Source organism: Ketobacter sp. MCCC 1A13808 (assembly GCF_009746715.1).
Classification (GTDB): domain Bacteria; phylum Pseudomonadota; class Gammaproteobacteria; order Pseudomonadales; family Ketobacteraceae; genus Ketobacter.
Window position 1 is genome coordinate 913,498 of record NZ_VRKW01000001.1, and the last position, 15,772, is coordinate 929,269.

The 15,772-nt window shown below is 49.8% G+C and carries 11 protein-coding genes; 4 read left to right on the plus strand and 7 right to left on the minus strand.

All coding sequences use genetic code 11. The annotated features are described in order from the left end of the window. Positions 1 to 344 precede the first annotated feature (344 nt). Positions 345 to 2,435: a transglycosylase SLT domain-containing protein gene (locus FT643_RS04015; RefSeq protein WP_156869362.1), complete on the plus strand. Its 2,091-nt coding sequence runs from the start codon at positions 345 to 347 to the stop codon at positions 2,433 to 2,435. Positions 2,436 to 2,468: 33 nt separating this feature from the next. On the opposite strand, the gene FT643_RS04020 is transcribed toward FT643_RS04015, so the two are convergent. Beyond that, positions 2,469 to 3,734, minus strand: a complete 1,266-nt coding sequence (locus tag FT643_RS04020; RefSeq protein WP_156869363.1) for a serine hydrolase domain-containing protein — start codon at positions 3,732 to 3,734, stop codon at positions 2,469 to 2,471. A 307-nt stretch (positions 3,735 to 4,041) separates the two neighbouring features. Between FT643_RS04020 and FT643_RS04025 the strand changes: the two genes are divergently transcribed. Further along, positions 4,042 to 5,367, plus strand: a complete 1,326-nt coding sequence (locus FT643_RS04025) for an ABC1 kinase family protein (RefSeq protein ID WP_198043292.1) — start codon at positions 4,042 to 4,044, stop codon at positions 5,365 to 5,367. 52 nt (positions 5,368 to 5,419) lie between these two features. Here the strand turns inward: FT643_RS04025 and FT643_RS04030 are convergent, their stop codons facing one another. Beyond that, a complete protein-coding gene (locus FT643_RS04030; protein WP_156869364.1) occupies positions 5,420 to 6,373 on the minus strand; it encodes an SDR family oxidoreductase in 954 nt (317 codons plus the stop codon). Beyond that, positions 6,370 to 7,188, minus strand: a complete 819-nt coding sequence (locus FT643_RS04035) for a lysophospholipid acyltransferase family protein (protein WP_156869365.1) — start codon at positions 7,186 to 7,188, stop codon at positions 6,370 to 6,372. Before FT643_RS04035 ends, FT643_RS04030 begins: the two co-directional genes overlap by 4 nt. 513 nt (positions 7,189 to 7,701) lie before the next feature. On the opposite strand from FT643_RS04035, the gene FT643_RS04040 reads away from it, so the two are divergent. Beyond that, on the plus strand, positions 7,702 to 9,039 hold the full coding sequence (locus FT643_RS04040; RefSeq protein ID WP_317621923.1) for an ABC1 kinase family protein: 1,338 nt from the start codon (positions 7,702 to 7,704) through the stop codon (positions 9,037 to 9,039). Positions 9,040 to 9,057: 18 nt separating this feature from the next. On the opposite strand, the gene FT643_RS04045 is transcribed toward FT643_RS04040, so the two are convergent. After that, on the minus strand, positions 9,058 to 9,579 hold the full coding sequence (locus tag FT643_RS04045; RefSeq protein WP_156869366.1) for a hypothetical protein: 522 nt from the start codon (positions 9,577 to 9,579) through the stop codon (positions 9,058 to 9,060). Positions 9,580 to 9,589: 10 nt separating this feature from the next. After that, the gene (locus tag FT643_RS04050; RefSeq protein ID WP_156869367.1) at positions 9,590 to 10,831 is read right to left on the minus strand and encodes a transglycosylase SLT domain-containing protein; all 1,242 of its coding nucleotides are present in this window, start codon (positions 10,829 to 10,831) and stop codon (positions 9,590 to 9,592) included. 664 nt (positions 10,832 to 11,495) lie between these two features. Between FT643_RS04050 and FT643_RS04055 the strand changes: the two genes are divergently transcribed. Next, complete coding sequence (locus tag FT643_RS04055) at positions 11,496 to 13,358, plus strand: MORN repeat-containing protein (protein WP_156869368.1); 1,863 nt, start codon at positions 11,496 to 11,498, stop codon at positions 13,356 to 13,358. A gap of 82 nt (positions 13,359 to 13,440) precedes the next feature. On the opposite strand, the gene FT643_RS04060 is transcribed toward FT643_RS04055, so the two are convergent. Both FT643_RS04060 and FT643_RS04065 read right to left on the minus strand, forming a co-directional pair. After that, positions 13,441 to 15,426, minus strand: a complete 1,986-nt coding sequence (locus FT643_RS04060; protein WP_156869369.1) for an SDR family oxidoreductase — start codon at positions 15,424 to 15,426, stop codon at positions 13,441 to 13,443. Positions 15,427 to 15,492: 66 nt separating this feature from the next. Further along, positions 15,493 to 15,772 (minus strand): WS/DGAT domain-containing protein (locus FT643_RS04065; RefSeq protein WP_156869370.1); only part of this gene is annotated, 280 nt, incomplete at its 5' end.

The following is a 15,772-nucleotide window of genomic DNA, read 5'->3' on the forward strand; positions in this document are numbered from 1 at the left end:
AATCCCCGATTTCGCGTTTGTTTGGCCGATGAGTAGCGCCACTGCATTTTTCGATTATATTTAATTAAGTTTAGCTTCCCGAGCGGTTACCACAACTTCAGCGACAAGAGATTTTGTTTTAAAAAACCAGAATGATCAGAACAGGCCTTTTTGAACACATTTTGCCCTGATATTGTAAGCTTCTCGTTTAATAACGCTAAATAACTGAATATTCACAGGATATCTGCTATTCCTTAAAGGTAAATGACGTACAGGTTGTTACCAAATTGAAATTCCAGAGTAAAAAAACATCCGCACCAAACCGGCTGTGTGTACGGCTACTGAAATACCTAATCGGATTTCTTTTGATTAGTGGCCCCACACTGTCTGCTGCCGATTACGCCCTGACCTTACAAACCAGTCAGGAAGCCCAGCTGGAATCCCAGCGAAAGGCCTATCATCGCGCCCTCAAATATCTGGGCAAAGGGCAGCGCAGCCGGTTTCGTGATGCGATAGAAGCATTAGAAGATTACCCTCTTTATCCGTATCTCAAATATAAGGAATACAGCCGCTATATCAGTTCGGTCAGTAAAGAAGAGCTGGAAGATTTCCTTAGCATGTACGGCGATACGCCAATGGCAACCTGGCTGAAACGCCGCTGGATCCAAAGCCTTGCCGATCAGAAGCAATGGGAAACCTATCTTAACGAGTACAGGCTCGGTGAATACAATACGGAATACGATTGCTATTACTATTGGGCGCAGTACAAAACCGGAGAGCGGGAATCCGCTTTTGCTGGTGCGAGACTAATGTGGCTGGTGGGAAAATCCCAACACAATGCTTGCGATCCTCTGTTCCAGGTGTGGAAAACCACCGGAGAAATGCAGGGGGATTTAGCTTGGGAAAGGACGGCTATGGCAATGGACAACCGTCAACTCCAACTGGCGCAATATCTTGAACAAAACCTGGATGAAAACAAAAAGCCACTTTCCCGAGAGTGGCGCCGACTTTATCGCGACTCCAAGCGCTTAAAACAGATCAGCCGTTACCAAAAATGGGGCGACGATGCCAAACCCATGATCATCACAGGTATGGATAGACTGATCCGCAAAGACAATGCATTAGCGCAAAAACTATGGCCGGAGTATCTGCAAACGTTTCAATTTACGGCTGCCGAAAAAGCCAAAGTTGCTAACGAATTTGCTTTGGTGCTGGCCATTCGGCGTCAGGCCAGAGCGGAATACTGGCTTAATCAGGCAGCCCAATACGGTTTTGACCCCGAACTCATCCCACTGGGTATCCGACACGCACTCTATTCCCAGGATTGGCACCGGTTACAGGTATGGCTTGCCATGATGGACGATTCGGCCGTGACCGATAACGGCTGGCAGTATTGGAAAGCCCGGTCCGAATTGAAGCTGGGGTCAGTAGACCTGAATTCCTTTCCTCGGATCGAAATTGATAAAAACCGAGTGGACGTGCAGGCATTTCAGGACCGGTTTCTGGAAGCGCTGTATAGCAAACAGGATTTTCTTCAGTTGCTGCCCCGCTCCGTGGTCCAGAAAAAGTTCGTAGACTATCAACCCATCAACCGCCTGAAAAAATTATCAAGCGAGCGTGACTACTATGGTTTTCTGGCCAGTGAACGTTTGCATAAACCGCTTAATCTGAACAACGTTGAAACGCCGGTGAGCGAAGAAAACCTGAATAAAATGCTCGATCATCCGGGCGTGCAGCGAGTACGCGAACTGCACATTATGAAATTGGATTACGTAGCGCGCGCTGAATGGGAGTACCTGATCCGCCAATTTAATGAACAGGATCGGAGCACTCTCGCACACCTGGCTTATATCTGGGGCTGGCACAATCCGGCGATTCGGGCAGCCTATCGGTCTGAATCCTATAACAACCTCGAAATCCGGTTTCCCATCGCCTATCAGCCACAAGTAAATAAATACGCTGAAAAAGCCGGGCTTGACACCACCTGGGTGTATTCTCTGATTCGTCAGGAAAGCGCGTTTATGCCTGCAGCGCGCAGTGCAGTGGGAGCAATGGGAATGATGCAAATAATGCCCGGCACCGCGAAGCAGATTTCAAACTCCATTGGCATCAGCACACCCAGCACCCGAGAAATGCTGACCGCGGAATCCAATATTCACCTGGGTACCGTATACATGAGCCAACTGCTGAAAGAGTTCAAGGGCAATTTAATCTTGGCCACTGCAGCCTATAATGCCGGCCCACACCGGGCACGCGCATGGCAACCGAAATACATACCAGTCAGCGGCGATATCTGGGTTGAGACCATCCCGTTCCATGAAACCAGAGGCTATGTCAAAAACATTCTTACTTATCAGGCGATCTACCGTCACCATTTAGGAGAACAAGTGAGACTCTCCAGTGCGCTGCATCTGATTCCGCCGAAAAAGGGACAAGCCACAGCGCAACTTTATTAGTCCTGTGCTAGCCCTGCCTCACCTAGCGAGGGGCTAATGCTTGAAAACTTTTTTACAGCGCCTGGAGATAGTGGTCAGCAGATTCACTAAGCGGTAAAAATGACTGCCCAGGACGGGGTTTCCGGAGGTTAACAACGCCACCGAGATCATCCTTTCCGGATCGGCCCAACAGAAGTTATTGGTGAGCCCGATATGGCCATAAGCATGAGGCGCGGCAGGACCGAATAATCCGATCGGATAATTGCCCAACATCATTCCTGCGCTGTAGCGCATCGGGACAAGTAAAGTACGATCCAGTTCGGTGGCACTCACTTCCCGCACAGCCCGCTCTACCGTGACCGGCTGAAAAATACGTTTCGCTTCAAACTCCCCACCACTCAGAAGGCAATGAAAAAAGCGCGAGCATTCTTCCGCGGTCGCAGTAATGTTTCCTGCCGGAATTATTTGCTGATAGAAGCGGGGGTCGTTAGACACTTTAATCGCGGTGGCCAAATCCGCTCCCAGCACACGCTTGATAAATTGCTTCATGGGAAACACCACCGGGAGTCCCGTCAGGTAATTGGTCGCCACTTCAGGGTAGCGTTCGGCACTAATGCCGTAGTTAAAATTACGCATACCCATCGGCTCCTGAACATTAACCCGCAAAAATTCTGCAATCGTATCGCCGGTTAAGCGCTGCACCAACTCACCCAACACATAGCCCCCGGTCAAAGCGTGATAGGCCAGTTCATGCCCATGAATGGCAGTGGGTTCTGCATGGTAAATCAACTCCATCATGGAATCATGATGAAACAACAACTCCGGATCGATATCCTTAAACGAAGCAATACCGGCGCGGTGGGAAAGAATTTGTTGCACCGTTATACGTTTCTTACCGTTACTCGCAAATTCCGGCACGTAATAACTCACCGGGTTCATCAAATTAATCTGATTACGCTCTTCCAGCAGATGGATCAACATTGCCGTAACGGCTTTAGACGCGGAAAACAGACAAAACGGCGTATCCGGTGTAGCCATCACTTTGGGGCCTCGCTCCCCCGGCCCGTTACCCTGGGCGTGCCCGATGGAACGATTTAACAAAATCTCCCCGTGACGCCGGATACAAATTGAAAGCGCCGGATAGGCTCCTGTACGGTAAAGATTTTTAACCGCTTTCCAGATCACGTCGCGGTCGTGGTCTGTCAGCCCCAACCACTCAGGGCTCATCTCGTTGTCAGCAATTGTGCTGATCTCTTTCAGTGAGCGGGGTATCTGGATATTATTCTCAATTCTGCCAAACAGATTCGGTAATGCCGTCATGTTTACTACTTCCGTCCATTGCAATGAATTGGGGCACAAACAAAGTGTTGCAAAAAAGCGCGGGTAATCAAGGTGTTTCCATGTAATAAGCGGCTAAGCCTACGGAAATTTTCAGTTTCTGTCGACGCTTTACCTGGCTGTACCGGCCACGGGTATACACAAAGTGGACACACACCTAACGACTCTGGACCAATCCGTGTAGAATAGTAACGCACACATGCAAGCAGTTTGACATTACTCCCTAACCTGTTACGGTTGGGGGTGGTATTTCAAGGAAGAACTCCCGAAATTTCAAGGTGTTATACACATGTCCAAAGAGAACTCCCGGCTGAATCAACTTAGCGCAGGCATTAAAGGCGCCCTTCGAATTAGCCAAACATTCCGTATCCTGGCGCAAACCGGTTTCGACTGGATGATGGGGGACCGGCCCCCGACCCCGACCCTCTTACGGCAAACGTTCGAACGGCTCGGTACGACCTACATCAAGCTGGGCCAATTTATTGCCAGCTCCCCTTCCGTGTTTCCGGATGAATACGTTGAAGAATTCCAGCTATGTCTGGATAAAACAACGCCCGTCCCGTTCCATATCATGAAGCGGGTCCTGGAGAAAGAATTCGGCAAATCCCTGAAAACGGTATTTGCGGAGATTGATCCGGTGCCGTTGGCGTCCGCATCCATAGCCCAGGTTTACGCCGCCAAATTGGTTACCGGTGAAGACGTGGTAGTCAAAGTGCAAAAGCCGGGGGTAGAAAACATTCTGCTCACTGATCTGAATTTCCTGTTCGTCAGTGCCAAAGTACTGGAATTTTTTGTTCCCAACCTGTCCATGGCGTCGCTATCGGACATCGTGGACGAAATCCAGAAAGGCATGCTGGCCGAGTGCGACTTCTATAAAGAAGCGGCTAATATCGACGATTTCCACAAGTTCCTGGAAGAAACCGGCAACACCCAGGCCACCGCACCGAAAGTTTTTAAGCAGGCATCCACAATGCGGGTGCTGACCATGGAGCGTTTCTACGGGGTGCCTTTCACGGATCTTGATAGCGTCCGGCACATTACGTCCAACCCGGAAGCCTTGCTGATCACCGCCATGAACACCTGGTTTTCAAGCCTGCTGTTTTGCGAATCCTTCCACGCCGACGTCCATGCCGGTAACTTGCTGGTGCTGAAGGACGGACGCATCGGCTTTATCGACTTTGGCATTGTCGGGCGGGTCAAATCCAGCACCTGGGAATCCGTCTCCAAATTCATCTGGGCTATTGGTCAGGAAGATTATGACGAGATGGCGGTGGCCATGCTGGGGATCGGCATGACGGACGAAGAAGTCGATGTGGAGAAACTGGCCAAGGACATAGAGAAGCTTTACTCCAGTATGGACAGGGTCATGCCGGACCTGGATTTAAATGCCGGAGACATGGCCTCCATCAGCGAACACGAGGTCAATAAAGTTATGATGGATCTGGTAGGAATCGGTAAGCGCCACGGCATTCACTTTCCGCGCGAATTCGCCCTGCTGCTGAAACAGTTGTTGTATTTTGATCGCTACGTTCGCTTGTTGGCAATGGACGCCAATATCTATATGGATGAGCGTCTGAATTTCACCCCGGACATGGATTGGAAACGCATACACTGATCTCCAAATAAAAAAGGCAGCCTAATCGCTGCCTTTTTTACACGCTCTCGCCTTATAAAATACCCATTTCTTTTTTCTCCCGATAATAAGAGAAAATGTCGTCCAGGCTGCGGGTCGTTTTAAAACCGAAGGTTTTGTTAAACAACGCCCCGTCAATAATCACCGAATATTTATAGTAATTCACAAGGTAAGGCGGCCAACCTTTCCAATCCATTCTTTTACTGATCATGCGCGGCAGCCCGTCCGGCACCGAAGGAATCGGCAAACGCCGGCATCCACATTGTACCACTGCATCCTGATAGCTAACCCAATCATCAGTGGCAACGTTATAGACGCCCGGCTTGTTTTGCTTAAAGGCTTTCACTACCGCGTGGGACATATCTTCAACATGAATGAATTGCATCATAGGAGAAAACCCCATCAACACCGGGGCGACTTTGCTGGATAACAACAAACTCAGGGAATTCAACACTCCGGGACCGGTGATGTTACACGGGCGTAAAATAGTGATGTTAAGCTCAGGGTATTTCCAAAGATAGATGTTCGCCAGGTTTTCCAGCTCTACCGAATCGACCAGATCCATGGTCAATTCCGATGCCTTAAGCGGTGCCTCTTCCGATAGCAACGCGGGGTTATAAGGACTGGCCCCATAGACAAAGTAGGTGGATAATACCACCACCTGTTTCACCCCGTATTTATGGCACAGATCCAATAACCGCTGCGTACCCAGAACGTTATGATTGTACCGGTTACGATGCGTGGATTCGTATAACCCCATTCGCCCCAGATGAATGACAGCCTCGAACTTGTGCTTGCGGAAAATATCTTCGAAACCGCGCTTGTTGTACTCCACACGGTAACTGGACATCCCTTCTTCCAACTGAACCCTACGCCGGAAATCGACCAGCACAATGTGATAGTGGTGCTTTAGCTCGTTAATAACATACTGCGCCAGGGATCCACCTGCTCCGGTCACTAATATCTCAGGCTTATGTTTGTGAATCATTCGAACCACCCCTTTCGAGCCTGCAAGCCCTTTTCAATCAACTTATTGATTTCTTCTTTCACCCGTTCAACCTTAATTGCGACCTCGTCTTCATTGCTAATGGGGCCTTCAAAATGCATGGGTTCGCCAAAATACAAACGCACCTTGGTGGGTAGCGGTAGCGGCGTTGTAAGGGGTAAATACGGCATGCCAAAGATCTTTGCGAGACGTTTAAAATGAAAAGGCGTAGGCATCGTTTCTTCACATCCGACCACACCCACCGGCACAATCGGTGTATTTTCTGTAATTGCCAGATGCATAAAGCCCAGACCAAAACGTTGTAATTTATAGCGCTTACTCCAGGGTTTGCCGGAACCCCGCACCCCTTCCGGGAAAACAATAATGGCCTCTTCCCGTCGCAGCATTCTGGCGCAATTATCAGGATCACCGATAACCGCGCCCATTTCATTGAAGATATTGCCCACAAACGGCAATGTCGGTAACCAGCGTTCAACCATCACGCGTACGGCCCGGGGAGCGTGCTGGTTGGTCGCCAGGGCATAAGCCACTAAACTGCCATCAATGGGGAGCTGCCCGCCGTGATTTGCAATCAGCAACAGACGCCCGTTAGCGGGTATATTTTCCAATCCGTAGGCTTCGACCCTGAAGTAATCCTCAAACACAGGGCGCATCACGCTCAAGGCAATTTTGACTGCGTCGGTATTATAGCCCCATGGATCGTAGCCAAAACTGCCAACCGGTTTTGGTATTTTATCGACGATGGTTTCGGTCTCTCTGGAAACCAAAATATTCTTAAGATAATTCCGGATACTCATTCAGCCCTGCCTCATAATTCCCTAAACAGAGAGGATCGTTCCTCTCCGGTTACAATGTCCGGCTAAACCTGTTTGGCTCAGCCAATAAGTCAACACCGGGATCGATGCTGCTTTTAGGTGGGTGCAGATATGGGTAACTATTTTATTGTTGGGATTATGATGACTGCAATTTGGCGGACTTCCGATTAAACCGGTGCTCGCAACACCTCATCAACGTCTGCCTGGCGCTATAAATTCACTCTGTGGTGATTGACTCGCCTATTTGCCCCACCGGCGGTGCAGCTGTCTCAGCCCGCCTGCCCGCAGTATATCAAACTTTTGTTTTTAAACATTAAATTCAACGCCTTAAAGTGAGCGTTTACAGCACCCCCGCAGGTGCCGTAGAGTGAACCACACTATTTCATAGGTCGCTTTCTTTACCAGGAACGATTCTGACGCAAAATGATCAAATCAAACCTATTATAAAGAGTTAAAGAATTCTCCCAGGATTTAAATTGCAGAGGTTGTACAGTTGTGGCAAAGGACAATGAAGACAAACGCTTTAAGGCAACGACACCGGGAAAGCGTTTTTTAAGACTGGCAGGTATGTCAGCCAGCATTGCAAAAAATGTCGCCAGTCATAAAGTGAAAGGATTATTTAAAGACGAGCAGTCTCAGGCGCAAGACCAGGAACAACTGTACGCCGACATCGGCAAACAAATCGCCCAAACATTGGGCGAAATGAAAGGCGCGGTAATGAAAGTGGGCCAAATTGCGTCACAGGTTAAGGACCTGTTACCTGAGGAAGTGGCCAATGCGCTTGAAGTACTGCAGAAAGAATCTCCCCCCATGCCCTACCCCATGATTCGTCGCCAGTTGATCAAGGCGCTCGGTGATACACCGGAAAACCTGTTTGCGGAATTTGACGAATCGCCTTTTGCCGCAGCCTCAATCGGACAAGTGCACAAAGCGCTAACCAAGGAAGGGGTTGAGTGTGTCGTTAAAATTCAATACCCCGGCGTTAAAGAATCCTGTGACTCCGACCTCAAGCACCTGAAACGGGCGCTTAAGCTTGCCGGCCTGGTCAAAGTCAGCGCCGAGGTAATCGACAAAACCTTCGAAGAAATTCGCCGCATGTTGTATGAGGAGCTGGACTATGTGCACGAAGGAGAGAACCTGAATCTTTTTGCCGAATACTACAAAGATCACCCTTACGTCATTATTCCGGAATTGATCGAATCCCTTTCCGCGGAAACAGTATTAACGCTCACCTATGTACCCGGTGATTCGCTGCAGCAAGTAAAGGAACCGGCTTACAGCCAGGACATGAACAACTTAATCGGCTACCGGCTTTTTGAAACGTTTGGCCAGCAAATCTACGATTTACATGCGGTGCATTCCGACCCGCATCCCGGCAACTTCGCGTTCCGGCCGGATGGCAGCATTATCCTCTATGATTTCGGCGCAGTGAAACGCATACCGGAAGAGACCATTGCCAAATTACGCAGTCTGGTGGCCGATGCGCTGGACGGTCGCGTAGAAACCCTGGATCAGCACTTACTCAATATCGGTGTGCGTCAGGCCAACGGCAAAGAACCCGACGCCGCTTATTACCGGGAGTGGATCGATATCGTAATGGCTCCGTTCGCGAACGACGCCTCCTATGATTTTTCGCAGTCCAATCTGCATCGCCGGGTAATGGGAAAAATGAAACGGGATGGCATGAAATACATTGGCTCCTTCCAGCCTTCACCTGAAACCATGCATATTGACCGGGTTATCAGTGGGCACTATTGGACCATGGTGGATCTGGGCGTAAAAGCATCCTTCCGCCCGCTAGTGGATAAAATCGTGTTGCATAAAGCAGCCTGACGGGCCGCTTTATGCACTTCATTGGTACTCAACCTGAGTGTCAGCAATCAATTGCCCTGCGTACCAGTTAACGGGTTGCAGGGTGATTTTAATCTGCTCCCGGGTCAAACCATGTGCCGGTAACGCTTGTCGCATAACAACGTCAGCCCCGGCACGGGTGACCGGATAAATTTGCCGCGCAGTGGACTTAAAATTTTCTTTTTCAACTTCCACTTGAAGCATTACATCCACGTATAACGTCTCCGGTAATTGCAGCCCCTGCACGTTGATATTGGCGCTGGCCGACAACACCGGCTGAAACATTTGATCCTCAATAGCGACCTGGAAATCCGTCACTACAAAACGCATTCCATGATGGCCATCCAACACATCGACCCTATGCTGCAATGCGCTGATGTCCGCCTGAATGGTTCGCTTTTGCTGTTCAACCTTGGACGCCAATATATCCACGTCCGACTGACCACAGCCAACGGCTACCACCGTGAATAGCATAACCAAACCGCCACCAAAGCGCGTTTTGAAGTTGCCAACCTGTGCCATACAATCACCGTTACATCTTGGCGTAATAGGCCCGACGTTTAAGTACCTTTTCCAAATATTGACGGGTTTCCTTGTGCGGAGCCTGCTTTAGCAAACGCTGTAATACCAGATCCGGCGTCATACCATTAACCACTTCCACAGCATCCGTAAAGCTGGCTTTCCCGATAAACGCTTTCGCAACGTTAGACGCCCCGGCATTGTAAGCAGCGATGGTGTAGTACAACCGGCTTTGGGGGTTCTTAATGGATTTCAAGTAATCGTAATACAGCACATGCAAATAGGCTGCACCCACTTCAATATTCTTTTTCGGGTTATATAAATACTGAGCGCTCAACAGCGAAGGCTTTTGGTAAAGTTCGCGGGTCGCGTCCCGTCCTGCGGTGGAAGGTACAATTTGCATCAAGCCAAACGCAGGCACATGAGAGCGGGCCAACGGATTGAAATGGCTTTCCGTATGAATGATGGCCATCACCACATCTTCAGACAAATCGAACCGCTTCGCATTACTCCGCACTACCGGCTGAAACTCCATTACTTTGCGCCGTATTCGGTTGTCCGGCATTGGAATCACATAAGTCATCTTTTTGCCCAAGCTGACCGGTACAGAGGCCACACTGGCATTCAGCGCCTGGTAACGGATCGATGCGTTACGCATTAACGCGCCAGCCTCCCGACGGATTTCAGCGGCAGAAGGATTCGCACTGCGAAACAGCTCTTTCAGTACCAGCTCGCTGGTTTCCAACTGGGCTGCACCGGACGCTGCGCCCAAATCTGCATACACCTGGTTAATAGCAGTTTGAACAGGATCATTTTCTATCGCATCCTTGAGCCGGGTCGCCACCGTTTTTTCCAGCTCACTGCCCACTTTTTTATTCATGGCAGCAAAATCCAGGCGGCCTCCGCTGAACACCCCTTCCATACTGATTTCAATTTGGTTTGATTTGAAATCGACGACCTTTTTAACTTGATAATCGTCCGAATACGCCACCCAGCGGGTTTGATTACTGGTCTCCGGCGCTGACCAATGTTGCCGGATATTCCGATACTCCGCACCGACAGCGGCCTTATAAGCGCTGGCTAAGCGCTGCTGTTGCTCCTGCTCCGTCATGGCGATTGATTTTCGATCTTTCAACAACGGACTATCGCCGCGATCATCCCGGTCGATTACCCAACCGCCATTCGCAGCGCCATTGCTCGCAGCCAACAGCACCACCACCAATAATGTCAACCGGCGAACTAAGTGCTCGCCCAAAATATGAACTCCAGCCACCTGTGACCTCTTAGCTTGAGCGTTAGAAAAACCAATCTGACCAAATTATGGACTATCTAATCAGGGACTTCGGCGGTTGCTTAGACCATCTGCCTCATTAGCACGACTGTTCTATAACCTGTGGCCGCCAGACAGCTCTGGCACGGTAAGTAACCACCCACTACGAGTAAATTTGATTGACTACCCGGTTCACAAATTTGTAACTTCGATCTCTTATTGCCCACGATCGTCCTGAAACCCGGCCTCATCGAGATACATAAATGACAGAAATGTTGTGAACAGCGACACAGAAACGGCAAAATGCAGCATCGGCTCTAGCAGCACCACTAAACCCGCTACAATCCAGAACACCTTGACCTGTTCGCGGCGCTTTCTATACCTACTGGAACGCCGATGCGCCCCCCTACAGGACGGTCGGGGTCTGGTCTTGCCTTGCTGATACGCCAATATTGCTATCCAAACAACCCTAAAAAACCACATTTTTTGTATCCTTTCTATGGTCACGCTTACCTTTCAGTATAGGCACGGTTACAACTCACTCATTGAAAGTAATGGCTAAATTTGGAATGATTTTAGATATTGACTGTGCAGACACCTTTATCAACGGCATACCTGGCCGCAGTAACACTAGATTAGGCATAAAAAAATGAAAATAAGACACGTTGCCGCAGTAGCTTGGGGGCTATTACTTTGTTCTTCTTTCGATACACTGGCACAACCCTCTGACACGGGAGCTGAACCGGGTAAAACCGCCCGCACAGCGCCGCTAAAACAACACGTTTGGACGGACGGTGCCCGATACGAAGGCGATTGGGAAAAGGGTCAGCCCCACGGATACGGCACCCTCAGTTACGCTGACGGCTCACAATACTGGGGACGTTTCGAACGAGGCCGTCGTCACGGTTTCGGCAAACTGAAATACAAAAATGGCGACCAGTACGAAGGCAATTGGCTGCTCGACCACCCCAATGGCCGCGGTAAGCTTATTTACGCAAATGGCTCCGTTTACGAAGGTAGCTTCAAGGATGGCAAGCACGAAGGCTTAGGTAAGCAAACCTTTACCGACGGCACCTTTTATGAGGGCACCTGGAAAGAGGACAAACCCCACGGTTTCGGTAAACTGACGTTCGTTTCAGGTGGTTTGTACGAAGGCGCTTTCAGCAAAGGCAAACCGAGCGGCAAAGGCCGATACTTCTACCCCAACGGAGACATCTACTCCGGTCAGTGGAAAGCCGGAAACCAGGATGGCACTGGACGCATAGATTACAGCGCCGGCGGTTATTATGAAGGGGAGTTCGTGGACGGAATGCGTCATGGCGAAGGCGAGCTGATGAGCGCACTGGGTCAACGCTACTCCGGCCCGTTTGAATACAATGAAGCTCATGGCGAAGGGCTGTGCAGCAATCAGGGCAAGCCCTCGCCCTGCAAATTCGTTCGCGACAAAAGGGTGAACCGCTCCACCGTTGCCAGCAACGACAGCGCGCCAGCCACCACCCGCAAGCTGACTTCGGCAGTCGCACCCGCCGCCACTGCAGTGACCCTGGCTGCCGCGACCCTTGCCACCCCCAAGGTGGCGACTACACCCACCAAGGTGGTGCCGAAGCCAAAGGATGCCCCGAAACCCATCGCCGACCCGGTGGCAAAGACGGCGCCCGCTTCAAAAAAACCAACACCGGCAGCCACACCGCAATCAGCAACAAAGCCCAAACCACAGGCCGTAACGAAAGCAGCCGCGCCGGCAGCAACCATAACCGCTCCTGCTCCCGTGATCACGAAATCGAAACCTGCACCAACCACGGTAGCAAAAACGACTGCACCTGCCGCCACCGCCGCAGTGAATACCCCCCCCAAAAAAGCCAAAGCGACCAAAAAGGTCCAGCTTCAACAGCGGGAAGCGCAACCCTTTAAAGTGGCACAATCTGACATACCTGAGCCCAAGGTAATTGCTTTTTCAACGGTTTACTCCGAGCAGGATTCAGCAAAAATGAAGGTGCCCCCAAAACCAACGGAACAAGTGGTAGCAAAGACGGCTATTCCTGATTCCCGCCAGCAGTTCACCGACATTGTAGACCAGGAAAAAACCAAGATTAAACACCTGAGTATCACCGATTTACGCCAGGATCGCAGTGACATCTACTTCAATGATAATTGGGATGAAAAAGATCTGATGGCGGTTCCGGAACTGGCCTGGTGGCAGAAAAAAGCCTCGCTATTCTCTGATTCCGTCCAGCTTGTGTCGAAGCACGGCGATACCGAAATCCGCATGGTCATCTCTGATTATAAAGGGCCAGGCAGTTATAAACCGGAAAAAATAAGCGTCAGATCAGAGCCAGCGAAACTGAAAGCGGATCAGATGGAAACCGGAGTCGTCGTCATTGAAAGCGAAACTGAGGGCTGGATTAGCGGCACGTTTGAATTCAAAGTAAAAGATAAAACCGGTAAATCATTAGCCTTCGATCATGGTGTATTCCATCTCAGCACCAAGGACAAGTTGCCCGGTTTCTATTAATCGCGGCGCCCGCCAATAACAAAAAGGCCTCTCAACGAGGCCTTTTTTCTACTGCTCATATGATTGAGCCTGACACACTGAATTACCAGTGCACGCCTCGCATCAAATAGGCAAACGCCACCTGTTCCGGTGAAACGACCGGGGCTTTTTCATCACCCTTACCCCGGGCAGCGGCCGAATCAGGAAACATACGGAAACCGGTATTGATGATGATTTCTGCAAACTTCGGTGCCACGGCATGCACCACCTGTCCGAATACACCCAGCTTGGTGGCAATGCGCTTGCTGCGATAAATCAACGCCTCGCTCACCATATCCGCAGCCTCTTCCGGGCTAATAGTCGGAACATTATCGTAGAATTTGGTCGGAGCAATCATCGGCGTGCGAACCAAGGGCATATTGATGGTTGTAAAATGCACGTTGCAATCGGAAAATTCAGAAGCAGCACAACGTGAAAACGCGTCCAACGCGGATTTGGACGCAACATACGCGCTGAAACGGGCCGGCATGGTTAACGCACCAATCGAAGAAATATTAATAACATGCCCGCTGCGATTTTTTTCCATCGACGGCAGGAAATTCATAATCAAACGCAAAGATCCGAAATAGTTCAATTGCATGGTGCGCTCAAAGTCGTGGAAACGATCGTAGGATAAATTAATTGAGCGGCGAATAGAGCGGCCGGCGTTATTAACCAATACATCGACCTGACCAAAATCGTCCAGAACCTGATTGGCAAACCGATCACAGTCTTCCAGATTAGCGATATCGACGCTGTAGGCGTAAACCTCGCCGCCTTTTGACTCGATTTCCTTTCTCGCTTTTTCCAGCTTGGTGGGTTTACGCGCAGCCATAATAACCTTGGCACCGGCTTCTGCCAGCTTAATCGCCGTTGCCTTGCCAATGCCCGACGACGCTCCGGTAACCACCACCACTTTACCCCGCATACGGCCTTCCAGTGTTCGGTCTATAAATAATTCCGGGTCCAGATTACGTTCCCAGAAATCCCATAAGCGCCAGGCGTAATCATTCAGGTCCGGGCATTTTATTCCCGACCCTTCCAAAGCGGCAACGGCCTCGCGATTATCAAACTTGGTGTGATAGCGGGTAAATTTCAAAACCGAAGCCGGTATACCCAGATCTTCCAGAATGGTATTGGAAATTCGCCGCACCGGGGGTAAGGTTCCCAGAGTCTTACGCAAGAACGGAGGCATAAAACCAAACATACGAGTATCGACTCGCATCGTCATCTGGGGGGCATGCCCAGCCCTGGCGAACACATTTAACACCTCGCCGATTTTGTAATGCGTCTCGTCGGTCAGGTGGAAACACTTTCCATCCAGCTCGTTCTGGTGCGCCAGATAATCCATAGCATCGGCCACGTAATCCACTGGCACCAAGTTGAAACGGCCTCCTTCGATCCCCACCACCGGCATCCACGGGGGCAACAACTGACGCAATTTTTTCAACAGGGAAAAGAAATAATAAGGACCATCGATTTTATCGATCTCTCCCGTTTTCGAGTGCCCGACCACCATACCGGGACGATAAATGCGATAGGGTATCGTACAAGTCTCCCGCACCAGACGTTCGGATTCGTGCTTAGTCAGAAGGTAAGGGTCGTCCAGGTTCTCTGCTTCCTTAAACATATCCTCGCGAAAAATTCCGGGATACATACCGGCAGCCGCGATGGAGCTGGTATGATGAAAAATACCCGCCTGCAACAACTCCGCCGTTTCTATCGCATTCTCGGTCCCCTGGATATTGGCATCGATCTGGTCTTGTTCCGGTGCCGCCATATTATAGACCGCGGCCAAATGGAAGAAATGCTCGATCTGCCCACGCAACCGACTCACATCCTCGTCACTTATCCCCAGATTCGGTGAGGTCAGATCACCGATAATGGGAACAACCCGAGCATCCAGATCCGCGACTTTTTCACGCAGCTTTTTCACTTTTTCCAAGGAAGCTTCCCGACACAAAACGTAAATCGTACCTTCACGCTTCAACAAATTTTCTACCAAGTATCGTCCGATAAAACCCGTCGCACCTGTAATAAAATAAGCCATAACAAAAACCTCAACCTTTCCCTAGATATAAATTACAACCGTTAAAACACAACAACATAAAAACGTTTACACTTCCGACATCGAATCCACACACGCAGCTGCTCCCAACATCTCCGCTTTGATCAATGAAAACTCTTCCATAAAATCATCAATCATGGCTTTAGGGTTTGGTACAATCGCCGCATCCGCGACAAAACCAAACTCCACTTTCTTGTCGTAACTTAACAGCTTGTTGAAAATAGCCTGAAAATAGAAATCACATTTGACATTGAATGCCGACAATTCTGGAGAGAAGTAATGGTTTTCGTGAATAATATTGAAAATGGCCTGATCCGTTTCAATATTT